Raw genomic sequence first — 26,224 nt, forward strand, 5'->3', positions numbered from 1 at the left:
CGGTTGCCGGGGTGTCAGCGGCCGGGGCGGGGCGCGGTCGGCGCGAGGGCGGCGACTCCGACCGCGGCCAGGGTCAGCGCCGCGCCGAGCAGGGTGACGGGGCCCGGGCGGGAGGCCGCCGTGGGCAGCAGCAGGTCCAGCAGTACGGCGCCGACGATCTGCCCGGCGATGGTGGCCAGGCCGAGCAGCAGCACGCCGGTGAACCGGACGATCGCCGCGGCGACCGCGATGAACACGATCCCGATCGGCCCGCCCAGGTAGAGCCACGGTTCGGCCGGTGCGCCGCCCGCCGGCCAGCCGCGCACGGCGAGGTCCACGGCGAAGGCGACCAGCAGGGCCGCCGTGCCGACGGTGAAGTTGACCAGCGTGGCGGTCAGCACGCTACCGGAGGCCATCCGTACCCGGCCGTTGACGGCCTGCTGCCAGGCGATGCCCACCCCGGCGAGCAGCGGCAGCAGGGCCAGCCCGAGGGTGCCGGGGTCGCCGAGCCGGTCGCCGACGGCCAGCAGGACCGCGACCACGGTCAGCGCCGCACCGGCCAGCCGCCGGCCGGTGACCGGCTGAGGGCCGCTCGGGCCGACCCCGGCCCGGTCGACGGCCAGGCTGCTGCCGGACTGGCCGGCCACCACCGCGACCGTGAAGACCGCCACACCGAGGGTGCCGATGGTCAGCCCCTGGGCGGCGACCAGGAACGCCCCGCACACCCCGCCGAGGCACTGCCACGGCCGCAACGTGCCGTCGGTGAGCGCGCCGCGCAGGGCGACCAGCCCCCGCCGCCCACGCGGGGTGGCGGGGACCAGCACCACCAGCACCAGCAGGCCGAGGCCGAACGAGACGACCGCGGCGGCGATGCCGTCGGCCAGGCGTACGCCCAACTCGCCGTTGATCCGGGACTGCACGGCCACGGCCAGCCCGGAGGCGACCGCGAGGCCCACGCCGGTGATCCGGCGGGCCGCCGGCAGAGCCGGCGGGGCCAGCGTCCCGGCGACGCTCACTCCTGCTCGGCCAGCGGGCGGCCGTCGAAGTCGACCGCCGAGTAGAGCGCGAGCTTCTCCAGCCGGTGGTACGAGTCGATGACCCGGATCGTGCCGCTCTTCGAGCGCATGACGATCGACTGCGTGTACGCGCCGCCGGCCCGGTAGCGGACGCCGCGCAGCAGGTCGCCGGAGGTGACGCCGGTGGCCACGAAGAAGCAGTTGTCGCCGGTGACGAGGTCGTCGGTGCTGAGCACCCGGTCCAGGTCGTGCCCGGCGGCGAGCGCCTTCTCCCGCTCCTCGGCGTCGCGCGGCCAGAGCTTGGCCTGCATCGCCCCGCCCATGCACTTCAGCGCGCACGCGGAGATGATGCCCTCGGGGGTGCCGCCGATGCCCATCAGCACGTCGACGTCGGACTCGCCCCGGGCTGCCGCGATGGAGCCGGCGATGTCGCCGTCGGAGATGAACCGGATGCCCGCCCCGGCCCGCCGGATCTGCGTGACCAGGTCGTCGTGGCGGCTGCGGTCCAGCACGCAGACCGTCACCTCGGAGACGTCGGTGCCCTTGACCTTGGCGATGCGGCGCAGGTTCTCGGCCACCCCGGCGTTGATGTCCACCACGTCGGCGTACGCCGGTCCGACGGCGAGCTTCTCCATGTAGAAGACCGCGCTCGGGTCGAACATCGCACCCCGCTCGGAGACGGCGAGCACCGCCACCGCGTTCGGCATGCCCTTGCTCATCAGCGTGGTGCCGTCGACCGGGTCGACCGCGACGTCCACCTCCGGGCCGGTGCCGTCGCCGACCTCCTCGCCGTTGAAGAGCATCGGCGCGTTGTCCTTCTCACCCTCACCGATCACCACGACGCCCCGCATGGGGATCGAGTTGATCAGCTTGCGCATCGCGTCGACGGCGGCTCCGTCGCCGCCCTCCTTGTCGCCCCGGCCGACCCAGCGCCCGGCGGCCATCGCGGCGGCCTCGGTGACCCGGACCAGGTCGAGGGCGAGGTTGCGGTCGAGATCCTGCGGGATCCGGGTCCTGGTGTTCGTCATGACGGCTCCTCCTCGCGACGTTGCGGGGCGGCAGGGTGCGGCGTCGCCGCTGCCGGCTTTGTCGCTGATCCTCACACGATGGCCCACCCGGTGCGGGGGCGGGGCGGTGATGGCCCGGATACGGCCGGTCGGGCGGCTGCGAAGATGGCAGGGTGGAAGCCGCACAGCCTGCCGACCGTGTACCCGCCGACGCGACCCCGCCGGACGGCCAGCCGCCGGTCGTCCCGACCCGGGCCGCCGCCGTACCCGAGGGGGAGCCGGCGCTGGTCGAGCCCGCCGGCGCGGCGGGGGCGTCCCCGCCCGACGGCGTGGCGGAGACCGGCGAGCGGCCCGCGCCGCCGCCGGCGGTCGACACCCGCAAGTCGGAACGCTCGCCGAAGGACATGGCGATCTCCCTGCTCGTGCTGCTGGTCCCGATCGCCCTGCTGGTCGCCTTCTACCGGGGGTTCCTCGGCGGCGAGCAGCCGACGACCGTCGACCCGGCACCCGCCATCGAGTCGGCGCGGGCCGCCGACGCCTTTCCGGTCAGCGAACCGGCGGAGCTGGGCGACGGGTGGAGCACGGTCAGTGCGAACTTCCAGACCGTCGAGGGCGGGTCGAGCCTCCGGCTGGGCTATCTCACGCCGGAGGGGCGGGGCGCCCAGCTGGTGCAGAGCAGCGTGCCGCCGGAGCGGCTGCTGCCGGCCGAGCTGACCGCCGAGGGGCAACCGCAGGGCCAGACCGATCTGGGCGGGCGCACCTGGCAGCGGTACACCGCCCGGGGCAACGAGCAGGCGTTGGTCCTGCTCGAACCGGACCGGACCGTGATCGTGGTCGGCGACGCCCGGGACAACGAGCTGCGGCACCTGGCCACCGCGATCCGGTAGCCGCCCCGGAAACCGCACCCCCCAGGTGTCGGTCGGATCGGCTACGCTGCCCCGGCTCACTGCCCGGCGGCTGAAGCCTGCCGGGCGCTTTCCGTTCTCCGAAGAGAGACAACTGTGAACATTCGACGGTGGAGCGTCGGCGTGCTCGCCGCCACCCTGCTCGTGCCCGGCCTGGCTGCCTGCAAGTCGGACGAATCCGCGCCGGCCGGCGCGGGCGCTGCGGCGTCGGCCGTGCCGGCCGACCCGAAGGAGGCGCTGATCGCCTCCACGAAGGAGATCGAGAAGGGCAACTTCACCTTCACGCTGGCCGGTGCCGGGTTGAGCGGCAGGGGCCTGGTACACAAGCCCAGCAACAGCGCCCAGTTCAGCATGAAGTTCGACGACGGCTCCGGCACGTCGATGGGCATGGAGCTGATCTACATCGAGCCGGACAGCTGGGTGCTGCTCGACCTGGGCGAGCTGGGCGCCATGATCCCGGGCGCGGCGAAGTGGAAGGGCAAGTACCAGCACCTCGACCAGTCCAAGGTCAAGGGCGCCGGCGAGCTCAGCCGCTACATGGAGGAAGTCGACCCGGCCGGCAGCGCGAAGCTGACCAAGGGCATCACCGAGGTGCAGAAGACCGCCGAGGGCAGCTACACCGGCAAGCTCGACGTGTCCGCCGCGGGCGACGCCGCCACCCTGGACGCCGACCTGGTCAAGGCCCTCGGTGCGCAGGCCAAGGCGCTGCCCTTCACCGCCAAGCTGGACGCGGAGGGCCGCCTCACCGAGCTGGTCATCTCCGTGCCGGGCGCCGGCGAGACCGAGGCGCACGACATCAAGATCACGTACGCGGACTACGGCAACGCCACCGCCGCGCAGAAGCCGTCGGCCGACAAGGTGGTCGAGGCGTCCCCCGAGACGTACGAGATGTTCAAGGAGTAACAGCGACACACGAGACGGGGCGGCTTCGGCCGCCCCGTCTCCGCTTCCGGGTCACCCGACCGGGGCAACCGGACGACCCGGTGATTGTGCGACGTGGCGACAGGGAACAGGAGTGGGGCGAACCCGGACCGGTCGCCCCGGCAACCGGCCCGACGGGGTTCGCGCGGCGCAGCCGACGTGGTGCGTCGCCCGGTTTCCGGCCGCCGACAGGTGCGTCGGGTGACCCACGTGGGAGACACGTATGACTGTTCGACGCCTGAGCGCCGGCCTGGTGGCCGCCGCCCTCTTCACTCCCGGTCTGGCCGCCTGCAACTCCTCCGGGACCCCGACGGCGGACCCGTCCGCCTCCCCGTCCGTCCCGGCGTCCGGTACGCCCGCGACCTCCGGCAGCGCCGCACCGGCGTCCGGCGACGCCAAGCAGACGCTGCTGGCCTCCACCCGCGAGATCAGCAACGGCAACTTCCGGTTCTCCATGTCCGGCGTCGGCTCGACCGCCGAGGGGCGGGTGCACGAGCCGACCCAGAGCGCCGAGATGCGGGTGACGATCGGCAAGCCCACCGACGACCTGTTCATGAAGCTGGACGTCGTCCACTACAAGCCGGACAGCTGGGTGAAGGTGGAGCTCGGCGGCACGACCGCCAGCAGCGTGCCGGGCGTGCAGAAGCTGAACCTGGGCAAGTACCAGCACCTGGACCAGACCCGGATCAAGGGCAACCGGAACCTCGGCTTCGACTTCGACAAGGTCGACCCCGCCGGCAGCGAGGTGCTGACGCAGGGCATCACGGAGGTGCGTCAGACGGGCGAGGGCGCGTACGCCGGCACCATCGACGTGTCGAAGGCGGCGGAGGCGGGCTCGGTGGACCCGACGGTGATCACGGCCCTGGGGGCGCAGGCGAAGGCGGTGCCGTTCACCGCGAAGCTCGACCCGCAGGGCCGGCTCAGCGAGATGGTCATCCAGATCCCGGCCGCCGGCCAGACGAAGGCGCAGGACATCCGGATCACGTACTCGGACTACGGCAACGCCACCGCCGCCCAGAAGCCCCCGGCGGACCAGGTGGTCGAGGCCCCCACCGAGCTCTACAACCTCTTCAACTGACCCAACCCCACCCGCCCCCGCCCCCGCCTCGCGGGGGCACGGGGTGCGGTGCGGAGCGCCCGTTGCGGGGGAGCGGGTGGGGTGTTCGGGGCGCGGGGGTTGGTCAGGGGGTGGGGTCCTGGCGGGCGGCGTCGATGCGGGCACGGGCGCCGTCGAGCCAGCGCTGGCAGGTGTCGGCGAGCTTCTCGCCGCGTTCCCAGAGCGCCAGTGACTCCTCCAGCGTGGTGCCGCCGGTCTCCAGCCGCTCGACCACGGACGCCAGCTCGGCGCGGGCCTGCTCGTAGCTGAGCCGTTCGTCCTTCTTCTCGTCAGTCATCGCTGCCATCCCACCACATCGTGATCCCGTTCCCGGTCAGCCGTCGACCGTCGCGGCCAGCTCGCCGTCGGCGAGGCGGACCCGGAGCGGATCGCCCTTGCCGACCTCGGACGCGGCGCGTACGACGTGACCGTCGGCGCGCTGGACGATCGCGTAGCCCCGGTCGAGGGTGGCGGCGGGGGAGAGGGCACGCAGCCGGGCCAGGGTGTGCCGCAGGTCGTCGTCGCCGGCGGCGAGCCGGTGGTCCAGGCAGCGGCCGGCTCGCTGGCGCAGCCCGGCCAGGTCGGCGACCCGCTGGTCGACCATCACCTGTGGGCGGGCCAGCACCGGCCGGGAGCGCAGCCCGTCGAGCCGGTGCGACTCGCGGTCCACCAGGTTGCGCACCGCGCGTTCGAGGCGGTGGCGGGCCTGCCGGATGACGCGTACCTCCTCGGTGAGGTCGGGAACCACGCGCTTGGCCGCGTCGGTCGGCGTCGAGGCCCGTACGTCGGCGACGTAGTCGACCAGCGGCGCGTCGGTCTCGTGGCCGATCGCGCTCACCACCGGCGTGCGGCACGCGAAGACGGCCCGGCAGAGCGCCTCGTCGGAGAAGGGGAGCAGGTCCTCGATGCCGCCCCCGCCCCGGGCGATGACGATAACGTCGACGGTCGGGTCGGCGTCCAGCACCTTGAGCGCGTCGAGGATCTGCGGGACCGCGCCCGGCCCCTGCACCGCCACGTTGACCGTGCGGAACTCCACCGCCGGCCAGCGTCGCCGGGCGTTGGTCAGCACGTCCCGCTCGGCGGCCGAGGCGCGGCCCGTGATCAGGCCGACCCGGTTGGGCAGGAACGGGGGACGGCGCTTGCGCGCCCGGTCGAACAGCCCTTCGGCCGCGAGCAGCTTCTTGAGCTTCTCCAGCCGGGCCAGCAGCTCGCCGAGGCCGACCTGCCGGATCTCGTCGGCGCGCAGGCTCAGCGTGCCCCGGGCGGCGTAGAACTCCGGCTTGGCGTGCAGCACCACCCGGGCGCCCTCGCGCAGCTCCGGCGCGCCGACGTCCAGGACGTCCCGGTTGGTGGTGACCGTCAGGCTCAGGTCGGCCGACGGGTCCCGCAGGGTGAGGAAGACGGTGCCGGCGCCCGGCCGGCGGCTGATCTGCGCCACCTGCCCGTCCACCCACACCCAGCCGAGCCGGGCGATCCAGGCGCCGACCTTCTGGCTGACCACCCGGACCGGCCACGGCTCCTCGGACGTGCTCCGCCCCACCTCGCCTGTGCTCACCCGCCCACCCTACGGTCCGCCCCGGACAGCCCCGCGCGAGCGACTCGGCGTGGCCGATCCGGCGGGCGCGGCTCGGCGGGGCGGGCGGCGCGCGGTCAGCATCGGCGCGGTGGCGCCGGGCGGTCGGGCCGGCGCGCCGGGTCCGCGCGATGGCATGGTGGGATCAGGATCACCACGGGCGCGGCCGTGCCGGAAAGGGCCTTCCCGAGGGTGGCCGCTGGCCGCGCGCGCCGCCGGTGCGCCCGTTCCGGCAGGCCACGGCCGGCGCCGTGGTGGCGGTCGCGTCCCGTGTCGCCCTCGGGAGCGGCACGTACGATGGGCGGGTGACTCAGGCTGAAGCGACGTCCCGGACCGGCAAGCGCGTGATCCTGGCCAAGCCCCGCGGCTACTGCGCGGGCGTGGACCGCGCGGTGCAGACCGTCGAGGAGGCACTCAGGCTCTACGGCGCCCCGATCTACGTACGCAAGCAGATCGTGCACAACAAGCACGTCGTGCAGACCCTGGAGGCCCAGGGCGCGATCTTCGTGGAGGAGAACGAGGAGGTGCCGGAGGGCGCCACCGTGATCTTCTCCGCGCACGGGGTGGCCCCCGAGGTCTACGAGCAGGCCCGGAGCCGCTCGCTGCGGGCCATCGACGCGACCTGTCCGCTGGTCACGAAGGTGCACCAGGAGGCGAAGCGGTTCGCCGCGGAGGACTACGACATCCTGCTGATCGGCCACGAGGGGCACGAGGAGGTCATCGGCACCTCCGGCGAGGCCCCCGAGCACATCCAGCTCGTGGACGGTCCGGAGGACGCCGACCGGGTCACCGTCCGCGATCCGAACAAGGTCGTCTGGCTCTCCCAGACCACCCTCTCGGTCGACGAGACGCTGGAGACGGTGGCCCGGCTCAAGAAGCGGCTGCCGCTGCTCCAGTCGCCGCCCAGCGACGACATCTGCTACGCGACCTCCAACCGGCAGCACGTGGTCAAGGAGATCGCGCCCGAGTGCGACGTGGTGATCGTCGTCGGGTCGACCAACTCCTCCAACTCCGTACGTCTCGTCGAGGTCGCCCTGGACGCCGGCGCGCGCGCCGGTCACCTCGTCGACTTCGCGCACGAGATCGACGACGCGTGGCTGGAGGGGGCGCGTACGGTCGGCCTGACCTCCGGCGCCAGCGTCCCCGACGAGCTGGTCCAGGAGGTGCTCGCCCACCTCGCGGCGCGCGGCTTCACCGACGTCGACGAGGTGGTGACCGCCAACGAGCGGCTGACCTTCTCGCTGCCGCAGGAGCTCAAGCGGGACATGAAGGCCGCTGCCGCGGCCCGCGGCTGACCGGGCGGGAACGGCCCGGCGCCCCGCTGCGTCAGACAGGGTATGAGGACTCTTCGGCTCGCCGTCTCCGCGTTGGCCGTCTGCGTGGCGCTGAGCGCCTGCGGCGGCCAGGACGGGACCGGCGACAACCCCACCCCGACCCCGACGGGAGCGCAGCCGGTGACCAGCCCGCCCAGCCCGGATCCGAGCACTCCCGGAGTTTCCCCGACCCCCGGCGATCCGGTGGACCCGACGGGGCCCGTCCTGCCTCCGCCCCCGAGGCCCAGCAACGGGCCGACGAAGCCGCCGGCCGGCGGCACCACGCTGACCGGGACCGTCACCTCCGGCGTGGAGCCCAACTGCCTGCTGCTCGACAGCTACCTGCTGGTCGGCGGCCCGCGTGACCTGCTGAAGCCGGGCACGAAGGTCACGGTCACCGGGAAGGTCCAGCGCGACCTGCTCACGACCTGCCAGCAGGGCACGCCCTTCCTGGTCGAGACCGCCCGCCCCGGCTGACCGGCGGGCCCGGTCCGGCCGCTGTCGGCCGCGTCGGGGCGTCCCGTGGTCGCGTCGGGGCGTCCCGAGCCGTGCGTCGCGACAGAGACGCGAAGCCGTACCGGGCCGAGCGACCGAGGGCCCCCGGGCCGGGACGATCAGAAGGTACGGGCACCGGAACGGGCAGAGCCCGCCCCCGGGTGGGGGCGGGCTCCGGTGTTCCGGTGCGGGACGAGTCAGTTCACGGCGCCGATGGAGACCGCGCCGCGCCCGACGATCGCGCCCTCCGTGGTCACCACGGCCAGCTCGCCGTACAGCTCCCGGCCGGCGGCCGGGGTGGACAGGGCGGTCACCGTACCGGTCAGGGTCGCGGTGGCGCCGTGGGGCAGGGTGAGCGGGGTGCTCGGGGCCGCCAGGGTGCCCAGCGCAGCCGCCGAGAACGAGTCCCGGTAGTCGTACGCCGTGCTGCCGCCGGCACCGTCCACCGCGTACGCGTCCACCACGACCCGGTAGGTGCCGGCGACCGGGTTGGTGACGGTCACCGCCTCCTCCGAGTCACCGTCGGCCTGCTGCCCGACCAGGGTGGTGCCCCGGTAGACGAACAGGTCCAGGTCGGCGCTCGCGTTGGACGGGTTGCCGATGCGGGCGGTGAAGCGGGCCGCCCCCGCAGGCACCTCGACGGTGAACTCCTGCTGCGCCAGCTCGACGATGGTCGGCCGCTCCGAGTTGACGCTGGACAGCGGACCGCCCTGGCCGGTCACGGAGACCGGACCGAAGGTGTTGGTCAGGTTCCAGGTGACCGGGGTCGCCGCACCGGCGTCGACCGCCGGCAGCTCGACCACGGCCGGCTCGACCGCGACGCCCTGCACCCGCGCCGTGAGCTGGTACGGGTTGTTCAGCGACGGCGAGGTGCGACGCGACTCGACCTCGATCTCCCAGACACCCGGGATCGGGTTCTGGTAGTCCCGCTCCTGCGCGTTGCAGACGACCGTGCTGGCGAAGTTGGTGAAGCACGCCAGGCTGGACGTGCTCTCCACCGGGACGCCGTACGGGTTGAAGGCGATGAACCGGGTCTGCGACCCGGTGGCGATGCCGGCGAGGTTCACCTGCAGCGCACCGGTGCCCGGGGGCACCGTCACGAAGTGCGACGTGGTGCTGTTGCGGTCCACCGAGCCCCGGGCCGAGTAGGCGAAGGTCGGCTCCTTGACGTCGTTCGAGGCGACCACGACGGCGGACACCTCGAAGTCGATCATCCCGGTCTTCGGGTCGTCGATCGTCACGATCGTGCTGTGCGCACCCGCCGTCCTGGGCTTGGCGGTGACGTTGATCGTGACGGTCCGGTTCAGCGGCAGCGCGACCGACTTCGGCGCGCGGAACGTGCCGTCGTTGCCCCGCAGACCGACGTTGTGCCGGATGGTGCCGTCCGGCCCGCTGGTGCGGGTCAGCTTGACCGCGTAGGTCTTCGCCTGGTTCACCTGGTGGCCGCCGTCAGCGGCGCCGCAGCGGTTGTAGACGCCGGTGCCCCGGTTCGGGGTGGCGAGCTGCTCCGACAGGACGGTGCAGACCGGGGCTTCGGAGACGTACGACCGCGTGGTCAGGTCCTTGCGCAGCAGCTTCCAGGCGCCCGGCACGTTGAACATGCCGTAGCCCTGGCCGTACGTCGGAACGTCCTTGATCGGCTTGGCCGAGGAGTAGATCGCCCGGCGCAGCGCGGCCGGCGTGATGCCCCGGTCGGTCGCCTTGGCGGCCGACAGCAGCAGCGCGGCGCCGCCGGCGGCCTGCGGGGAGGCCATCGACGTGCCGTTGAACATGGCGTAACCCGGGGGAAGGGCGTAGCCGGCCTCGGCGACCGGGCTGCCGGCCTGCCAGGTCGGGGTGGTGGAGATGGCCGATCCCGGCGCGGCGATGTTCGGCTTGGCGCCGCCGTCCTCGCGCGGGCCGCGCGAGGAGAAGTTGAACAGCGCGTTCTTCTTCTTCACGACGGAGCCGTAGTTGGCCAGCCAGGTGTCCTTGCTGATGCTCGCCGCGACGCTGACCACGTTGGCAGACGCCGACGGGTCACCGATGGTGTTCACACCCGGACCGGAGTTACCGGCCGAGATGAACATCTGCACGCCGTAGGTGGTGATGAGGTTGTTGTACAGATCGGCGCGGGCGTTGTTGCCGTCGTTCAGCGCCGGGAGGCCACCGATCGACATGTTGATGACGCTCACGCCCCGGTTGATCACCAGGTCGGCCATGCCGGTGGTGAGGGCGGCGTAGGTGCAGCCACCTCCCCAGGAGCAGGCGCGGGAGGAGACCAGCTTCGCGCCCGGCGCGGCGCCGTCGAAGGCGCCGTTGCCCAGCATGTCGTTGGCGGCGGTGATGCCGGCGACGTGCGTGCCGTGCGCGCTCTCCACTATGCCGATGTTGACGTAGTCGACCGGGCCGGGGCCGCCGACCGGAGTCGTGTCGACACCCTTGCGGTACTCCACCACGAACGACATCCGCTCGGCGATCCCGGTCGCCGGGTTGTCGGTGCCGAAGAAGCCGATGTCGAACTTCTCCTTGTACGGCCGCATCACGGCCTCGTCGGTGAAGTCCTTGTCCTGGTCGGTGTCCACCCAGATGTTGTTGGTGGCCGGGTCGAACAGGATGCCCCAGGTGTCGGTCTTGTCGCCGTCGCGGTTGACGTCGCCCTCGGGGTCGCTCTCGTTGGTGATCGACTCACTGAACCGGTTGAACCGGTAGGTCCCCGCCGGAGCGGTCCACGTCGCGCCGGCCGCGGTGAAGGACGGACCGGTCACCTCGGTGATCATCGGCCGCCAGCTGGAGTCCTCGAGCGGATCCGTGGCGGTGACCCAGTCGACGATCTTGCGCTCGCCGGTGGTGGTCTGCTGGAGCGCCGGGTGCATCAGGTCCACACCGGAGTCCATGATGCCGATGGTGACGCCCCGACCGTCCCACTCCGGGTGCTGCTCGACGAAGCGGACGGCGCCGATCTCGTTGGTCGGCATGTAGGGGTTGGCGGCCTGGGTCGAGTCGCCCGGCCCCGGCAGGGTGGCCCCCTGCTTCGCGGCCTTGCGCCCGTTGGGCGCGGCTTCCGGCCTGGGTTCGGGCAGCTGGATCTTCTCGTCCAGGTCGACCGCGGAGACGCCGGGCAGCGTGGCCGCCTTGACCACCTTGTCGGTGGGCACCTTGGCCAGCACGTAGCCGATGGTGTCGTAGCGCTCGCTGACCGCGGCGCCGAGACCCTTGAGGTCGTCGGCGACGTCCTTCGCCTGACCCTTGTCAGTCGAGACGATCATGGTGACGGTGGGGGCCTTCTTGGCCTCCGCCTCGGCGAGCAGCTTGGCGTCGTGCGATCCCAGCGCCTCGATGGGGCTGGCCGGTGCGTTGGTGGGCCCGGGTGCGGCGCTCGCGGTTGTGGCACCACCCGCGACGGTCACGGCGCTGGCCGCCACGACCGACGCGAAGAGCGCGGCGGAGGTCCGCCGGCTCAGGTTTCGGGGTTTGCTCACGTTCTCTTTCCTCCAGAGAACAGGGCCCTCAGATGCAGGGCGCGCGTGACGAATACTTCGCGGTGCCGCTGGTCACTGTCACTACCGCCGAGTTCGTTGTGACCACTTCGTGACATGCGGGGATGTCCATTGTCACATCGGCGGTGATAGGAATCAGCCGTCAGTCCAAAGTCGACCGACCGCTCGGCGCCTCGGCCTCGGCGGTTCCGAGCAGCTCCGGGGCCTGCGGCTGACGGGGTGCCAGCTCGACCTGGGCCGGCGCGGCCAGCTCCTGGTCGGAGACCCCCATCTCGGCGAGCTTGCGGGCGCTGACCAGCACGCGCGCCTCCAGCGACCCGACGGCCCGGTTGTACGCGGTCACCGCGCCGCCCAGCGACGAGCCGAGCCTGCCGACGTGCTCACCCAGGGTCGACAGTCGCCCGTAGAGCTCCCGGGCCAGCGAGTGCACCGCCACCGCGTTGCGCGCCAGCGCCTCCTGCCGCCACGAGTAGGCGACCGTACGCAGCAGCGCGACCAGGGTGGCCGGGGTCGCCAGCACCACGTCGCGGGCGAACGCGTGCTCCAGCAGCGTCGGGTCGCGCTGCAACGCGACGTCGAGGAACGGGTCGGCCGGCACGAAGAGCACCACGAACTCCGGCGTGCTGTCGAACGCCGCCCAGTAGCTCTTGGCGGCCAGCGCGTCCACGTGCGCGCGCAGGTGCTTCGCGTGCGCGTCGAGGTGGGTGTCGCGACCCCGCTCGTCACGGGCCTCCATCGCCGTGAGGTACGCGTCGAACGGCGCCTTGGCGTCCACCACCACGCAACGGCCGCCGTGCAGGCGGACCACCAGGTCGGGGCGGACGCCCTGGCGGTCGGTGACGGCGGTGACCTGTTCGGAGAAGTCGCAGTGCTCCAGCATGCCGGCCGCCTCGACGATCCGGCGCAGCTGGTGCTCACCCCAACGGCCCCGCACCTGGGGCGCCCGCAACGCCGCCACCAGCTGCTTCGTCTCGGTCCGCAGCTCGCCCGAGACCGTGCCCATCGCGCGGACCTGCTCGCGCAGTTCGGCGTACGCGTCGACCCGGTCGTGCTCCAACTCGGCCACGCGCTGCTCGTAGCGGCGCAGCGTGTCGTGCAGCGGGGCGACGGCGCGGGCCACCGCCTCCTGGGACTGTGCGGTGGCCTCGTAGCTCAGCGCCCGCATCGACTGCTCCAGTCGCCCCTCGCCCTCCCGGGTGGCCCGCAGCGTGGCGTCCAACCGGGCGATCTCGGTCGCCGAGCGGGTCCGGGCGGCGTACCAGCCCGCCGCACCCCCGGCGGCGAGGCAGACGATCACCACGGCCAGCGTCGAGAAGTCCACCCCCGGAGCTTGCCAGACCGGCACGCCACGCGCCGCCGCGCCGCTTGCGTGGCGGCCGGGCGGCTTGCGTGGCGGCCGGGCGGCTTGCGTGGCGGCCGGGCTGCCACGTGAGCGGCCTGGCCTGGGCCGGCGGCGCTGGCCCGGCCCGCCCGGACCCGCCCCGATCGGCCCACCCAACCGCGCTGATCGGAGGCGTGGCGCTGGCCCGGCCTGGGTAACGTCGCAGACATGAGATATCTGCCGCTGCTCCTCCTCGTGGTGCTGCTGGTGGCCGCGTTCCTGTGGTGGCGGCAGGAGAGCGCCACCCGGGAGGCCCGGCGCCTCGCCGACGTGCGGGCCGACGCCCAGCGCTGGTACGAGCGGCTCGGCGGCCAGGTGATGAACCTGCACGGCGACCACCCGGCCGTACGCCAGGCGCTGGTCGACGCCGGGGAGCGCTACAACGCCGCCGGCAGCCAGTTGGAGCAGGCCCGCAGTGTCGAGCAGTTCCGCCTGGCCCGCGAGACCGCGCTGGAGGGGCTGACGTACGCACGGGCGGCCCGGGTGGCGCTCGGTATCGATCCCGGCCCCGAACTGCCCCCGCTGGCCGCCGCGCAGGGCGCGGGGCGACTCACCCGGGAGCGTCGGGTGGACGTGCAGGGGCAGACCTTCAAGGCCGGTCCGCAGCCCGGCCGGGACACCCCCTACTACTACCCGGGCGGGCGCTACCAGGGCCGGCCGGTGCCGGCGGGCTGGTATTCCACCCCGTGGTGGAAGACCGCGCTGGGCGCCGGCGCGGGCGTCCTCGGCGGCATCCTGATCGCCGACGCGCTCTTCTCGCCCGGCTTCGCCGACCCCGGGTACGGCTTCGAGGCCGGCCACCAGGAGGGCTTCGGCGACGCCACCGGCTTCGGCGAGCAGGGCGGCGACTTCGGCGGTGACTTCGGCGGTGGCGACTTCGGCGGCGACTTCGGCGGCGGCGACTTCTGAGCCCCGGTTCGCGGCTCGCCGGATGTTAGGAAGGGCACCTTCCTATGCAAAATCCGTTAGGAAGGTGCCCTTCCTTACATCTCAGCCCGTGTTGCGCATGCCGGCGGCGATGCCGTTGACCGTGGTCAGCAGCGCGCGCTCCAGCGCCGTACCGTCGCTCGGCGCCCGTCGGCCGCCCGGCGCGGTGGCCACCGCCCGGCCCGCCGCCCCGGACTCCCGGTACTGGCGCAGCAGGGCCACCTGGAGGTGGTGCAGCGGCTCCAGGTAGGTGTCGCGGACGGCCAGGGTGCGCTGGAGCACCGGGGAGTTCTCCAGCAGGGCCGGCGAGGAGGTCACCGCCAGCAGTTCCTGCCTGGTCAGCTCGTACTCCTGCTCGATCTTGTCGAAGATCGGGTGCAGCTTCTTCGGCACGAGCGTCTCGACGTAACGGCGGGCGATGCTCAGGTCGGTCTTGGTGAGCATCATCTCGACGTTCGACAGGAACGTGCGGAAGAAGTGCCAGTTGCGGTGCATCTCGGCCAGCACGTCCTCCAGGCCGGCCTCCCGCGCCGCGGCCAGGCCCGAGCCGACCCCGAACCAGCCGGGCACGATCTGCCGGGTCTGGGTCCAGCCGAACACCCACGGGATGGCGCGCAGCCCGGCGAGCCCCGCCCCCGTGTTCGGCCGCTTCGCCGGGCGGGAGCCGATGTTCAGCGCGCCGAGCAGCTCCGTGGGCGTCGACGCCCAGAAGTACGCCGGCAGGTCCGGATCCTCGACCAGCGACCGGTACGACCGGAAGGCCGAGTCGGAGACCAGCTCCATCGTGGCGTCCCAGCGCTCCAGCATCTCGGCGGGCTGCCGGGGCGCGGTGTGCAGCAGGGTGGCCTGGAGCACCGCGGCCAGGGTCAGCTCGAGGTTCTCCCGCGCCAGCGACGGCAACGAGTACTTGTCGGAGATGACCTCGCCCTGCTCGGTGACCTTGATCGCCCCGTCCAGGGTGCCGTACGGCTGGGCCAGGATCGCCTCGTGCGTCGGCCCGCCGCCGCGACCCACGGTGCCGCCACGGCCGTGGAAGAGCCGCAGGTGTACGCCGTGCCGGGCGGCCACGTCGCGCAGCGCGCGCTGGGCCCGGTGGATCGACCACTGGCTGGTGGTGATGCCGGCCTCCTTGTTGGAGTCGGAGTAGCCCAGCATCACCTCCTGCACGTCGCCCCGCGCCGCCACCAGTGCCCGGTAGGCCGGCAGCGAGAGCAGCTCGTCGAGCAGTTCACCGCCCGCGTTCAGCTCGGCGGGGGTCTCCAGCAGCGGTACGAAGCCGATGCGGGCCCGGCCGCTGTGCACGTCGACCAGGCCCGCCTCGCGGGCCAGCACCACGGCGGCGAGCACGTCGTCCACGCCGAGCGTCATCGAGACGATGTACGACTCGATGACCTCGTTGCCGAACCGGTCCTGCGCCTCGCGGATGGTGCCGAACACGTCGAACGTCTTGCGGGTCGCCTCGGTCAGCGGGGTGTCCACAGTGGAGAGCGGTCGGCGGCCGGTCAGCTCGTCGGCGAGCAGCTTCGTGCGTTCCTGCCGGCTCAGCGACGGGTAGTTGGAGACCTCGCCGACGGCCGCGTAGAGCTGGGCGAGCACCGCGTGGTGCGCCTCGGCGTGCTCCCGGACGTCCATGGTCGCCAGGTGCAGCCCGAACGCGGCGACCGTACGGATGGTGGAGGCGAGCCGGCCCACGGCCGTGAGCTGACCCGCGTTGCGGGCCAGCGAGGCGCGCAGCAGGTCCAGGTCGGCGACCAGCTCGGCGGAGCCGCGGTAGTCCCGCCCGGGTACGTGCGCGGTGCCCTGGCGCAGCCGCTGCCGGGTGTTGGCCAGCTTCGCCTTCACGCAGCGGGCCTTGAGCCGGTAGGGCTCCTCGGCGTTCACCCGGCGGAACCGGGCCGCCACCTCGGGCAGCGCGTCCAGGTCGGCGGCGAGGCTGGCGGAGAGGTCGAGCGACACCCCGCGCAGCCGCCGGGACACCGACACCTCGTCGATCAGGTGGTCCATCGCCTGCTCGGTGGCCGCGATGCCGTGCTCGTGCTGGATGGTCAGCACCTCGCGGGTCACCGCCGGGGTGACGAACGGGTTGCCGTCGCGGTCGCCGCCGATCCAGGTGCCGAAGGAGAGCGGCCGGGCCGTGGGGGAGGTCTCCACGCCGAGGGTGCGCAGCGTGTCGGCGAGGTCGTCGAGGACCTGCGGGGCGGCCTCGGCGTACAGGTCGCGCAGGTAGTAGATGGCGTTGCGGGCCTCGTCGGTCGGGTCCGGCCGGTCCAGCCGCAGCTCGTCGGTCTGCCACATCAGGTCGAGCAGTTCGGCGAGGCGGCGGTTGGCCGGGCCCTCGTCGCTGGCGCCGTAGAGGATCGCGTTGGCGGTCTCGGTGTCCAGCTCGTCGGCGATGGCGCGCAGCTTGGACAGGATGGACCGGCGGGCCGCCTCGGTCGGGTGGGCGGTGAAGACGGGGCGTACCGCCAGCCGCCGCGCCGCTGCGGCGATCTCCTCGGCGGGCACCCCGCGCTCGGCGATCATCTTGGCCGCCTGGTCCAGCCAGCCGCCCTGGACCGCCCGGCGGCGCCGCAGCTCCCGGGCCCGGTGCACCTGCTCGGTGATGTTGGCCAGGTGGAAGTAGGTGGAGAAGGCGCGGGCCAGCTTGGTGCCGGTGGTCACGTCCAGGCCGGCGAGGCGCTGCGCGGCGGCGGGGGCGTCGGAGCGCACCTGGGCGCGGATCTCCTCGACGAGGTCGAGCAGCGGCCGGCCCTCCTGGCGGGCGAGGGTCTGCCCGAGCAGGGTGCCGAGGCGGCGGATGTCGGCCCGCAGGGCGGCGTCGGGGCCGTCGTGGTCGTGCTGGTCGGTCACGATGCGCTCCTTACGCGAGTACGAAGGACAGCGCTGTCCGACTCCCTGGATCGTATCCGCGTGTCCCGCCGGGGAGGAGGGGACCCTTGCAATCGCCCGCGGTGCGGGAGGCGCACCTCCCTCGCGTCACAGTCGACGCCGGGAACGTCTTCCCTGGTGGGAGCGGGTGCGGTGCGCCGGTCGGCGCGGCGACGGCCGGGCGCCGGGTGGCGCTGAGCACACCCGCCACGCCCAGCGCCGTCCAGATGGTGGGCCCGGCGAGCGGTCGACCGGCGGTCGAGTGGACGACGTCGGTCGCTGCTGGCGTGGCGGTGCTGGCGGCGGTCCGCCCCGGGCGGTGCTGGCGGCGGTCCGCCCCGGGCGGTGCTGGCGGCGGTCCGCCCCGGGCGGTGCTGGCGGCGGCCCGCCCCCGGCGGTGCTGCGGGTGTGCCGTACACCTCGCGGGTGCGCAGGCCGTCGGCCCGCCCACGCCCGCCGATCAGCTCAGCTGGCAGCGGCCCGCGCTGTAGTGGGCGACCGCCGCCATGATCTCCGCCTCGGGCCGGTCGGCGAAGTTGAGCGTGGCGACCAGTCCGGAGCCGTAGAAGGCGTTCAGCGCCGCGCCGTCCAGCGCCGTGAACGCCCCGAGGTTCTGGAGCACCCGTGCGTCGCGCGGCGTGACCACCAGCATCTTCTCCAGGCTCCACCGCCGGCGGGAGATCTGCGCGACGCCCTCCCAGGGCAGCCAGACCGCCTGCCCCCGGGTCGGCCGGGTGCGGATCCAGAGCCCGGCCGGGCCGAGCGCCAGCACCGGGCCGCCGGAGCCGATCAGCCAGAGCTGGACCCCCAGCGGCAGGGCGACCAGGAGCAGCAGGCAGCCCACCAGGCCGAGGATGCCGAGGACGGACTCGGCGCGCATCTGCGGATCGGCCGAATTCACGATGCCGAGGCCGGCGCAGCAGGCGATCGTCGGGAGGATGAGGGCCAGCGCCACCCCCGTCATCAGCAGGCCGCGCTTCGCGATGTTGGGCCGTACCACGAACGGCTGGTCCTCCGGGATGCGCCGGGTCACCGGCGCCGGGACGGGGCCTGCCCACCCTCCGCCGGGCGGCGGGCCGCCGTGGAAGGGCTGCGACGGGTGTCCGGCGGGGGTGGTCACGAGGGCTCCAGGTTCTCGATCAACTTCCGGGACCCTCAGCCTAGGGGCCTTCGGCCACCGTGTCGGCGGGCCCCGCGACCGGAAAAACCGGTTCCACCGGTCGGTAGCGTCCGGTCATGACGTCGCCGAACTATCCCCCCAAGCCCCGACCGGGAGACCGGGTAGCGGTCGTTTCGCCCTCCGCCGGCCTGCCGGCCCTCTTCCCCCAGGTGTACGAGCTGGGGCTGCGCCGGCTGCGCGAGGAGTTCGACCTGGAGCCGGTGGAGTACCCCACCACCCGGGTGCTCGGCGCCGACCCCCGCGACCGGGCCCGGGACCTGACCGCCGCCTTCGCCGACCCGACGATCACCGCGGTGCTCGCCACGGTGGGCGGGGACGACCTGATCACGGTCACCCCGCACCTGGACGACGCCGTGCTGCGGGCCAACCCGAAGCCGTACTTCGGCTACTCCGACAACACCAACGTCCTCAACCACCTGTACCGGCTGGGCATCGTCGCCTACCACGGCGGCTCGGTGCTGGTGCATCTCGGCCGGCCGGGCAGCCCGCACCCGCTGACCTTCGACTCGCTGCGCGCGGCCCTGTTCACCTCCGGCTGGTACGCCCTGACCCCCGCCCCGACGTGGGGCGACCGTCCCAACGACTGGCAGGACCCGGCGACGCTGGCCGACGAGCCGGAGATGCTCCCGGGCGAGGGCTGGCGCTGGCAGGGGCCGTCGGCGGTGGTCGAGGGGCGCACCTGGGGCGGCAACCTGGAGATCCTGCACTGGCTGCTGGCCGCCGACCGGGTTCCCCCGGCCGAGGACCTGACCGGGGCGGTGCTGATGATCGAGACCTCCGAGGAACTCCCCTCCGCCACCGAGGTCTTCCGGATGCTGCGCAACATGGGGGAGCGGGGCCTGCTCGCCGGCTTCCCGGCGGTCCTCGTCGGCCGGCCGAAGGCGTGGGACTTCGACCGGCAGCACACCCCCGACGAGCGGCGCGACTGGGCGGGCGCGCAGCGGGAGGCGGTCATCCGGGCGCTCGCCGCCTACCGCCCGGACGCGGTGGTGGTCTTCGACGTCGACCTCGGCCACACCGACCCGCAGTTGATCGTCCCGTACGGCGGCGAGATCCGGGTCGACGCCGTAACCCGACACATCTCGGTCCGCTACTGAGCCGCCCCCTCCCCCAGGCGAGCGCCCCCTCTTCCCCCGCGCGGGCCCGGTGATCAGGACGTCATGGACGTGACCTGGTCGTTTTAGGGTCCATGGCGTCCTGATCACCGGGCGCTGGCCTGACGTTCGCGGATCGCGTCGGTGACGAGGCGGACAATTCGCGCGGGGTGCCGCAGTACGTCGTCTGCCGTGAAGCGCAGCACCAACCAGCCCGCTGCGCGTAGTGCGTTGAGTCGAGCCACGTCGCGCTGGAAGTGGGCTCGCTCCCGGTGGTGGTCACCCTCGTACTCGATGGCGATTCGCCAGCGGGGGTAGGCGAGGTCGACACGGCCGAGGAAGATGCGTCCGCGCTGCGCACGGGTGCCATGCACGTCATGCTGCGCGGTCGGGGACGGTAGACCGGCGTCGTGCAGGACGAGCCGGAGCCGGGTCTCCATCGGGGACTCGCTCAGCGGCTCGGCCAGCATGAGCACCTCACGCAGTTGGGCGGTGCCGGGCCAGCCGTTGTGCGTGGCCAGGTGGCTGGTCAACGCGGAGAGCCTGACCAGCCGCCGGTGCAGCAGCGCGTCCACCGCGACCAGCGCGTCTGCCCGGGGCAACTGTCGCCCGAGGTCGAAGGCAGTGCGGACGCCGGTGGTGACCGGCAAGCCGGCGAACCGGGTGATCTCCGGGGCGGAGAGCGACCGCTGGTCGACCACCACCCGTGCAGTGGTGCGTCGGCGGGCCGCCCCCGGGAGCGTGACGAAGACCGGGCTCGCACGTGGGAGGAGATCCACGCCCCACAGGAACGCCGCGCTGAGACCGCTGATGGCGGCCCCCGTTGGCAGGGTCAGGGCAACGGCGTCGCACCACATCCGGTGGTCGTCCGCACGGTGACCGTCGACGTGGACGTAGATGTCGGGTAGCAGCCGGCACCAGGACGGTCCACGGAGCATCCGCCACGTGACCAGGCCGGCGGCGACGGCCCGACTGCCGGAGAACGGGAGGAACGCCAACTCTCTGGGGATGCGCGGTGCCCGTGGCATGCCGGCAGCCTGCGGTCACGGCCCGTTCGCGCGCTGGCCCGAAGGCTGATCCCGGGGTGTGGTGGCAGGGCGCTACCACTCAAGACCGCCACCCGAGCCCCGGCCGCAGGTTGCCCGGAGGCAGCCGTTCTGCGGCAGGTCAGGTGGGGTCGAGGACGGCGAACGCCCGTACCGGGAAGGTGCCCATACCGGCCACCATCGGCGGGGCGGCCGTGAACCGGAAGCCGGCCGGGGGCAGCGCGTCGAGACCGGTCAGGTGCTCCACGACCGGTACGCCGGCGGCCAGCAGGGCGCTGTGCGCCGGGCGCTCGCCGGCCGCCGCCGGGCTCATGTCGTCGATGTTGATCGAGTCGATGCCGACCAGGGCGGCGCCCGCGTCGACCAGGGCCCGGGCACCGTCCCCCGTGAGGTGCGGCGCCTCCGTTGCGCCGTACCGGTCGGTGCCGAAGTGCGCCGACCAGCCGGTGTGCAGCAGCACCGCGTGGCCGGCGACGTCGTACGGCGCGAGCAGCAGCCGGTCCACCGCGCGGGTGCCGGCCGGCACCCGGACCACGACGCCGGGCAGGTCGGCGAGGCGGTCCAGCGGAGTGGTGGCGAGGTCGGCGCCCTCGGCGAAGCGGTGGGCGGGCGTGTCCACGTACGTGCCGGTGTTGGCGATCATGTCGATGCGCCCCACCTGGAACTCGGTGCCGGGGGCGTAGCTGGCCCGGGACGCCTCCCGGGTCAGCCACTCGGTGATCCGGGGCGCCGGCCAGCCCGGCAGGGTGGTCATGCCGTCGGTGAGCACGTGGCTCAGCTCGACCAGCCGTCGCCGGGAGGTGTCGTCGCGGCCGGTGGGGGCCGCGACGCCCCGGCCGCCCTTGTGCGGCTCCTCGACGATCGTCCGGCCGGTGATCCGCACCTCGGCCACCATCAGCAGCCCGAGGTGCCGGACGAACAGCGCCGCCAGCTCGTCGTCGGCGATGTCGGGGCCGGGGACGTCCAGCCGGAACCCGTCCGTCCGCAGCCCGCCGCCGTTGGCGAAGGTGACCTCCGCGTCGAACTGTGCCCGCCACTGGTTGCCCATGGGCGCAGCCGATCACGGCCAATCGCCTCCGTCAAGATCCTTGCTGGTGGTCGGCTCGGAGAAGGTCACCATGTCCCAGCACCCGCCACCGGCCGGGCGTGGTCTTCCGGCACGGACCGCTGCCGATTCCCTCCGGCATCCGTACCCCCCTGGGTGGCCCTGCGCGGATTGTCGGACGTTCCAACCTACGCGGGGGTGGTTCGTCCGACCGGAGAGATAGTGTCGACCGGTGGACCCCCCGCCCGCCCGGGCGAGGGGTGATCGTCGTGTCGTCATCCCGCTGGAAGTGATCACATGCTCACCGGTCTGTTCTCCGCCGCCCTGGCCGACCCGGGGCTGGCCCGGGCACGTGACCTGGCGCGCTCCGGTGCCGCCCAGGTCGACGGCCTGGACATCACCGCGCCGGCCGCGCTGCGCCCGTTCGCGGTCGCCGCGGTCGCGGCCGACCAGGTGGGCGACGGCGGGCCGGGCGGCGGCGCGGGCCGGCCGGTGCTCGCCGTGACCGCCACCACCCGCGAGGCCGACGACCTGGCCGCCGCGCTGGGCAGCCTGCTCCCGCCCGAGCAGGTGACGGTCTTCCCGTCCTGGGAGACGCTGCCGCACGAGCGCCTGTCGCCCCGCTCCGACACGGTCGGCCGGCGGCTGGCCGTGCTGCGCCGCCTGGCGCACCCCGGGTCGGCCGACGCGCACGGCCGCACCGGCCCGCTGCGGGTGGTCGTGGCGCCCGTCCGGTCGTTGCTGCAACCGCAGCTCAAAGGGCTCGGCGACCTGGAGCCGGTGCAGCTCGCCGCCGGGGCGGAGGCCGACCTGGAGGAGGTCGCCCGCCGCCTGACCGACATGGCGTACGCGCGGGTCGACCTGGTCACCAAGCGGGGCGAGTTCGCCGTGCGCGGCGGCATCCTCGACATCTTCCCGCCCACCGACGAGCACCCGTCGCGGGTCGAGTTCTGGGGCGACGAGGTGGAGGAGATCCGCACCTTCGCCGTCGCCGACCAACGCACCATCGAGCAGGTGCCGCAGCTGTGGGCGCCGCCGTGCCGGGAACTGCTGCTCACCCCGTCGGTGCGCGAGCGGGCCGCCGCCCTCGCCGAGGAGCACCCGGAGTTGGCCGAGATCCTCGACAAGCTGGCCGAGGGCATCCCGGTGGAGGGCATGGAGTCCCTCGCCCCGGCGCTCATCGGCGCCGACTCGATGGAGCTGCTGCTGGACGCCATGCCGGCCGGCACCCACGTGCTGCTCTGCGACCCGGAGCGCATCCGCACGCGGGCGCACGACCTGGTGCGTACCTCCGACGAGTTCCTCCAGGCGAGCTGGGCCGCGGCGGCCGTCGGCGGCCAGGCCCCGGTCGACCTCGGCGCCGCCGCCTTCCGGACCCTCGCCGACGTACGCGCCGTCGCGGCGAAGCTGCGCCAGCCCTGGTGGACGCTGTCGCCGTTCGGCCTGGTGGAGGCCGAGGCGGCCCCGGCGCGGCAGCCCTGGGAGGACGACCCGGAGGCCGCAGCCGTCACCCCCGACGACGCGATCGCGGTGACCCTGGCCGCGCAGCCGGCGCCGCTCTACCACGGCGAGACCACCCGGGTGGTCGACGACCTCAAGCGCTGGGCCGGCGAGGGCTGGTCGGTGGCGCTGGTCTTCGAGGGGCACGGCCCCGCCCAGCGGGCCGTCGAGGTGCTCCGCGACGCCGGCCTGGGCGCGCGGCTGACCGAGGAGATCCCGACCGCGCCCGCCCCCGGCGAGGTGCTGGTCGCCTGCGGCAGCCTGACCGGCGGCTTCGTCGACGAGGCGTCCCGGTTCGTGCTGCTCACCGGCAACGACGTCACCGGCGGGCGGGGCACCTCCACCCGCGACATGCGCAAGATGCCGAGCCGGCGGCGCAACACCATCGACCCGCTGGAGCTCAAGGCCGGCGACCACGTCGTGCACGAGCAGCACGGCATCGGCCGCTACGTCGAGCTGGTGCAGCGCACCGTCAACGGCGCCTCCCGGGAATACCTGGTCATCGAGTACGCCCCGAGCAAGCGCGGCCAGCCCGGCGACCGCCTCTTCGTCCCCACCGACCAGCTCGACCAGCTCTCCCGCTACGTCGGCGGCGAGCAGCCCACCCTGCACAAGATGGGCGGCTCGGACTGGCAGAAGTCCAAGGCCCGGGCCCGCAAGGCGGTCAAGGAGATCGCCGCCCAGCTCATCCAGCTCTACGCGGCCCGCAAGGCGTCGAAGGGGCACAACTTCGGCCCCGACACGCCGTGGCAGCGGGAGCTGGAGGACGCCTTCCCGTGGCAGGAGACGCCGGACCAGCTCGCCGCCATCGAGGAGGTCAAGCGGGACATGGAGCAGACCGTCCCGATGGACCGGCTGATCTGCGGCGACGTCGGCTACGGCAAGACGGAGATCGCGGTCCGGGCGGCGTTCAAGGCGGTGCAGGACGGCAAGCAGGTGGCGGTGCTGGTGCCGACCACGCTGCTGGTGCAGCAGCACTACAACACGTTCGCCGAGCGGATGAGCCAGTTCCCGGTGACCATCAAGCAGCTTTCGCGCTTCCAGACGCCGAAGGAGGCCGAACGGACCCTGGAGCTGGCCGCCGCGGGCACCGCCGACATCGTCATCGGCACCCACCGGCTGCTCCAGGCGGCCACCCGGTTCAAGTCGCTGGGCCTGGTCATCGTCGACGAGGAGCAGCGTTTCGGCGTCGAGCACAAGGAGCACCTGAAGACGATGCGCGCCTCGGTCGACGTGCTGAGCATGTCGGCCACCCCGATCCCGCGCACCCTGGAGATGGCGATCACCGGCATCCGGGAGATGTCCACCATCGCCACCCCGCCGGAGGAGCGCCACCCGGTACTCACCTTCGTCGGGGCGCACGACGAGCGGCAGGTGGCCGCCTCCATCCACCGCGAGCTGCTCCGCGACGGGCAGGTCTTCTACCTGCACAACCGGGTCGAGTCGATCGACCGGACGGCGCGCAGGCTGCGCGAGCTGGTGCCCGAGGCGCGGGTCGCGGTGGCGCACGGCCAGATGGGCGAGGAGGCCCTGGAGAAGGTCATGGTCGGCTTCTGGGAGAAGGAGTTCGACGTGCTGGTCTGCACCACGATCGTCGAGTCCGGCATCGACATCCCGAACGCCAACACCCTGATCGTGGAGCGGGCCGACCTGCTCGGACTGGCCCAGCTGCACCAGATCCGCGGCCGGGTCGGCCGGGGCCGGGAGCGGGCGTACGCATACTTCCTCTATCCGCCGGAGAAGCCGCTCACCGAGCACGCCCACGAGCGGCTGGCAACCATCGCCCAGCACACCGAGCTGGGCGCCGGCATGTACGTGGCGATGAAGGACCTGGAGATCCGGGGCGCCGGCAACCTGCTCGGCGGCGAGCAGTCCGGGCACATCGAGGGCGTCGGCTTCGACCTCTACGTGCGGATGGTCGGCGAGGCGGTCTCCGCGTTCAAGGGCGAGCGCCCGGAGGAGGAGACCGAGGTCAAGGTCGACCTGCCGGTCGACGCGCACCTGCCGCACGACTACGTCGGCGTGGAACGGCTGCGCCTGGAGATGTACCGCAAGCTGGCCGAGGCGCGCGACGCGGAGCGGCTGCGCGAGGTGGTCGCCGAGATGACGGACCGCTACGGCGAGCCGCCCGCCCCGGTGCAGAACCTGGTCGCGGTGGCCCGGTTCCGGCTGCTGGCCCGCCGCTACGGCCTGACCGACGTCACCATGCAGGGCAGGCACATCCGGTTCGGCCCGTTGCCGCTGCCCGACTCGAAGCAGCTGCGGCTGAAGCGCTACCACCCGGACTCGGTCTACAAGTCCGCGCTCGACCAGGTCAGCGTGCCCCGGCCGAGCACCCGGCGGGTGGGCGGCGAGCCGCTGCGCGACCAGGCTCTGCTGGAGTGGTGCGCCCAGCTTCTCTCCGACGTCCTGGGCGAGCCGGCGACGGCGGGAGCCTCCGCCCGGTGAGCGACGGGACGCCGGTGGGAGCCCGGTGCCCGGTGCGCGGTGGGAGGCAGGCGGGCCGGGCGACCGATGGGCGGGACGCATGGGCGGGCGGGACGCATGGGCGGGGGGACGGGTGCGCGGGCAGAGTCGGTGGGCGGCGTCACGCCGGCGCCGGGCGGCATGAGAGAGTGACCGTCATGCGTGCTCGCCGTCTTGTCGCCGTCGCCAGTGTGGCGCTCGGCCTCGTCGCCCTCTCCGGTTGCCGTACCGAGCCCGGTGTCGCCGCCTACGTCGGTGACCTGCGGATCACCGAGGACGCCGTCACCGAGGTCGTCGACGACCTGCGGGCCAAGAACCCGAGGCCGACCGGCCAGCCCGAGGCGTCCGAGGGCCGGCCCCCGGCACAGGTGCCGCCGCTGCCCGACCGCGGTGAGGTCGTCAGCGTGCTCGTGCTGGCCGAGGTCTGCGAGCGGGTCTCCGCCGACAAGAACTACCAGCCGGGCGGGCAGGTGGCACCGGAGCAGGTCGCCCAGCAGCGCGGGCTGTCGCCCGCCACCGGCTTCGTGCGCCAGCTCGCCGACCTCTACAACTGTATGACGGGGGTGCCGCCGACCGGGGCGGCGACCCAGCCGAGCGCGCAGGAACTGGCGGACGTGGTGGCGGCGGGCCGCAGGGCGGGTGTCATCCCGGCCGACATGAGCGACGAGGAGGCCGCCAGCCGGCTCGACGGCAATGAGCTGCGCGCCGCGCTGGCCACCCGCAAGTCGCTGGCCGAGGTGGTCGCCGCGTACGACGTGACGGTCAACCCCCGCTACCGCCCGCTGGAGTTCCCCCTGCTGGCCTTCTCCGGCAACGCGCCGGCGGTGAGCGTGCCGCTGGGCGAGACCGGCTCTGACGGGGTCACCGACGTCTCCACCCCGGATCCGCTGCCCAACCCCGGGCCCCAGGCGGCCGGCGGGACCGACAGCTGAG

At 73.4% G+C, this 26,224-nt stretch carries 19 protein-coding genes; 9 read left to right on the forward strand and 10 right to left on the reverse strand.

Translation table 11 applies throughout. The features are described 5' to 3' along the window. Positions 1 to 14: 14 nt before the first annotated feature. The gene (locus KBX06_RS15400; RefSeq protein WP_210835307.1) at positions 15 to 995 is read right to left on the reverse strand and encodes a DMT family transporter; all 981 of its coding nucleotides are present in this window, start codon (positions 993 to 995) and stop codon (positions 15 to 17) included. After that, positions 992 to 2,023 carry a class II fructose-bisphosphatase gene (gene glpX, locus KBX06_RS15405; RefSeq protein ID WP_210835308.1) on the reverse strand — a complete coding sequence of 344 codons (1,032 nt, stop codon included), beginning with the start codon at positions 2,021 to 2,023 and terminating at the stop codon, positions 992 to 994. The genes KBX06_RS15400 and glpX overlap by 4 nt, the downstream gene beginning before the upstream one ends. A gap of 152 nt (positions 2,024 to 2,175) precedes the next feature. Between glpX and KBX06_RS15410 the strand changes: the two genes are divergently transcribed. The 3 genes from KBX06_RS15410 to KBX06_RS15420 all read left to right on the forward strand — a co-directional run bounded on the left by KBX06_RS15410 (position 2,176) and on the right by KBX06_RS15420 (position 4,906). Then, a complete protein-coding gene (locus KBX06_RS15410; protein WP_210835309.1) occupies positions 2,176 to 2,889 on the forward strand; it encodes a DUF4245 family protein in 714 nt (237 codons plus the stop codon). Between the two features lie 114 nt (positions 2,890 to 3,003). Beyond that, on the forward strand, positions 3,004 to 3,810 hold the full coding sequence (locus tag KBX06_RS15415) for a hypothetical protein (RefSeq protein ID WP_307854642.1): 807 nt from the start codon (positions 3,004 to 3,006) through the stop codon (positions 3,808 to 3,810). A 241-nt stretch (positions 3,811 to 4,051) separates the two neighbouring features. Further along, positions 4,052 to 4,906, forward strand: coding sequence for a hypothetical protein (locus KBX06_RS15420; protein WP_210835316.1), 855 nt, complete (start codon positions 4,052 to 4,054; stop codon positions 4,904 to 4,906). Positions 4,907 to 5,009: 103 nt separating this feature from the next. On the opposite strand, the gene KBX06_RS15425 is transcribed toward KBX06_RS15420, so the two are convergent. Both KBX06_RS15425 and xseA read right to left on the reverse strand, forming a co-directional pair. Continuing rightward, the gene (locus tag KBX06_RS15425) at positions 5,010 to 5,222 is read right to left on the reverse strand and encodes an exodeoxyribonuclease VII small subunit (protein ID WP_210835623.1); all 213 of its coding nucleotides are present in this window, start codon (positions 5,220 to 5,222) and stop codon (positions 5,010 to 5,012) included. A 36-nt stretch (positions 5,223 to 5,258) separates the two neighbouring features. Further along, positions 5,259 to 6,425, reverse strand: coding sequence for an exodeoxyribonuclease VII large subunit (gene xseA, locus KBX06_RS15430; protein WP_307854650.1), 1,167 nt, complete (start codon positions 6,423 to 6,425; stop codon positions 5,259 to 5,261). 377 nt (positions 6,426 to 6,802) lie between these two features. Here xseA and KBX06_RS15435 point away from each other — a divergent pair, with 377 nt between their 5' ends. Beyond that, positions 6,803 to 7,792 carry a 4-hydroxy-3-methylbut-2-enyl diphosphate reductase gene (locus KBX06_RS15435; protein ID WP_210835320.1) on the forward strand — a complete coding sequence of 330 codons (990 nt, stop codon included), beginning with the start codon at positions 6,803 to 6,805 and terminating at the stop codon, positions 7,790 to 7,792. Positions 7,793 to 7,834: 42 nt separating this feature from the next. Beyond that, the gene (locus KBX06_RS15440; protein ID WP_210835322.1) at positions 7,835 to 8,287 is read left to right on the forward strand and encodes a hypothetical protein; all 453 of its coding nucleotides are present in this window, start codon (positions 7,835 to 7,837) and stop codon (positions 8,285 to 8,287) included. 215 nt (positions 8,288 to 8,502) lie between these two features. On the opposite strand, the gene KBX06_RS15445 is transcribed toward KBX06_RS15440, so the two are convergent. Beyond that, complete coding sequence (locus KBX06_RS15445; RefSeq protein WP_210835324.1) at positions 8,503 to 11,766, reverse strand: S8 family serine peptidase; 3,264 nt, start codon at positions 11,764 to 11,766, stop codon at positions 8,503 to 8,505. A gap of 160 nt (positions 11,767 to 11,926) precedes the next feature. Further along, positions 11,927 to 13,105, reverse strand: coding sequence for a DNA recombination protein RmuC (locus KBX06_RS15450; RefSeq protein ID WP_210835326.1), 1,179 nt, complete (start codon positions 13,103 to 13,105; stop codon positions 11,927 to 11,929). A 228-nt stretch (positions 13,106 to 13,333) separates the two neighbouring features. Between KBX06_RS15450 and KBX06_RS15455 the strand changes: the two genes are divergently transcribed. Continuing rightward, the gene (locus KBX06_RS15455) at positions 13,334 to 14,074 is read left to right on the forward strand and encodes a hypothetical protein (protein WP_210835328.1); all 741 of its coding nucleotides are present in this window, start codon (positions 13,334 to 13,336) and stop codon (positions 14,072 to 14,074) included. A gap of 81 nt (positions 14,075 to 14,155) precedes the next feature. Here the strand turns inward: KBX06_RS15455 and ppc are convergent, their stop codons facing one another. Further along, the gene (ppc, locus tag KBX06_RS15460) at positions 14,156 to 16,942 is read right to left on the reverse strand and encodes a phosphoenolpyruvate carboxylase (protein WP_210835330.1); all 2,787 of its coding nucleotides are present in this window, start codon (positions 16,940 to 16,942) and stop codon (positions 14,156 to 14,158) included. A gap of 478 nt (positions 16,943 to 17,420) precedes the next feature. Beyond that, the gene (locus KBX06_RS15465) at positions 17,421 to 18,080 is read right to left on the reverse strand and encodes a hypothetical protein (RefSeq protein ID WP_210835332.1); all 660 of its coding nucleotides are present in this window, start codon (positions 18,078 to 18,080) and stop codon (positions 17,421 to 17,423) included. Positions 18,081 to 18,196: 116 nt separating this feature from the next. On the opposite strand from KBX06_RS15465, the gene KBX06_RS15470 reads away from it, so the two are divergent. After that, a complete protein-coding gene (locus KBX06_RS15470) occupies positions 18,197 to 19,237 on the forward strand; it encodes a S66 peptidase family protein (RefSeq protein WP_210835334.1) in 1,041 nt (346 codons plus the stop codon). A 104-nt stretch (positions 19,238 to 19,341) separates the two neighbouring features. On the opposite strand, the gene KBX06_RS15475 is transcribed toward KBX06_RS15470, so the two are convergent. Together KBX06_RS15475 and KBX06_RS15480 are read right to left on the reverse strand one after the other, a co-directional pair. After that, positions 19,342 to 20,262, reverse strand: coding sequence for an endonuclease domain-containing protein (locus KBX06_RS15475; RefSeq protein WP_210835336.1), 921 nt, complete (start codon positions 20,260 to 20,262; stop codon positions 19,342 to 19,344). A 139-nt stretch (positions 20,263 to 20,401) separates the two neighbouring features. Beyond that, positions 20,402 to 21,328 carry a cyclase family protein gene (locus KBX06_RS15480; RefSeq protein ID WP_210835337.1) on the reverse strand — a complete coding sequence of 309 codons (927 nt, stop codon included), beginning with the start codon at positions 21,326 to 21,328 and terminating at the stop codon, positions 20,402 to 20,404. 294 nt (positions 21,329 to 21,622) lie between these two features. Here KBX06_RS15480 and mfd point away from each other — a divergent pair, with 294 nt between their 5' ends. Beyond that, complete coding sequence (gene mfd / locus KBX06_RS15485) at positions 21,623 to 25,273, forward strand: transcription-repair coupling factor (protein WP_210835338.1); 3,651 nt, start codon at positions 21,623 to 21,625, stop codon at positions 25,271 to 25,273. 176 nt (positions 25,274 to 25,449) lie between these two features. Continuing rightward, positions 25,450 to 26,223 carry a hypothetical protein gene (locus KBX06_RS15490; protein ID WP_210835341.1) on the forward strand — a complete coding sequence of 258 codons (774 nt, stop codon included), beginning with the start codon at positions 25,450 to 25,452 and terminating at the stop codon, positions 26,221 to 26,223. Position 26,224: the final 1 nt, after the last annotated feature.

The sequence above is a fragment of the Micromonospora sp. C31 genome (genome assembly GCF_018070575.1).
Taxonomy (GTDB): Bacteria; Actinomycetota; Actinomycetes; order Mycobacteriales; family Micromonosporaceae; genus Micromonospora.

Excerpts from the sequence above, each read along its gene's own strand:
- glpX (WP_210835308.1), bottom strand. The coding sequence starts at position 2,023 with ATGACGAACACCAGGACCCGGATCCCGCAGGATCTCGACCGCAACCTC.
- KBX06_RS15420 (WP_210835316.1), top strand. The coding sequence starts at position 4,052 with ATGACTGTTCGACGCCTGAGCGCCGGCCTGGTGGCCGCCGCCCTCTTC.
- KBX06_RS15425 (WP_210835623.1), bottom strand. The coding sequence starts at position 5,222 with ATGACTGACGAGAAGAAGGACGAACGGCTCAGCTACGAGCAGGCCCGC.
- KBX06_RS15440 (WP_210835322.1), top strand. The coding sequence starts at position 7,835 with ATGAGGACTCTTCGGCTCGCCGTCTCCGCGTTGGCCGTCTGCGTGGCG.
- KBX06_RS15455 (WP_210835328.1), top strand. The coding sequence starts at position 13,334 with ATGAGATATCTGCCGCTGCTCCTCCTCGTGGTGCTGCTGGTGGCCGCG.
- KBX06_RS15470 (WP_210835334.1), top strand. The coding sequence starts at position 18,197 with ATGACGTCGCCGAACTATCCCCCCAAGCCCCGACCGGGAGACCGGGTA.
- KBX06_RS15475 (WP_210835336.1), bottom strand. The coding sequence starts at position 20,262 with ATGCCACGGGCACCGCGCATCCCCAGAGAGTTGGCGTTCCTCCCGTTC.
- KBX06_RS15480 (WP_210835337.1), bottom strand. The coding sequence starts at position 21,328 with ATGGGCAACCAGTGGCGGGCACAGTTCGACGCGGAGGTCACCTTCGCC.
- mfd (WP_210835338.1), top strand. The coding sequence starts at position 21,623 with ATGCTCACCGGTCTGTTCTCCGCCGCCCTGGCCGACCCGGGGCTGGCC.
- KBX06_RS15490 (WP_210835341.1), top strand. The coding sequence starts at position 25,450 with ATGCGTGCTCGCCGTCTTGTCGCCGTCGCCAGTGTGGCGCTCGGCCTC.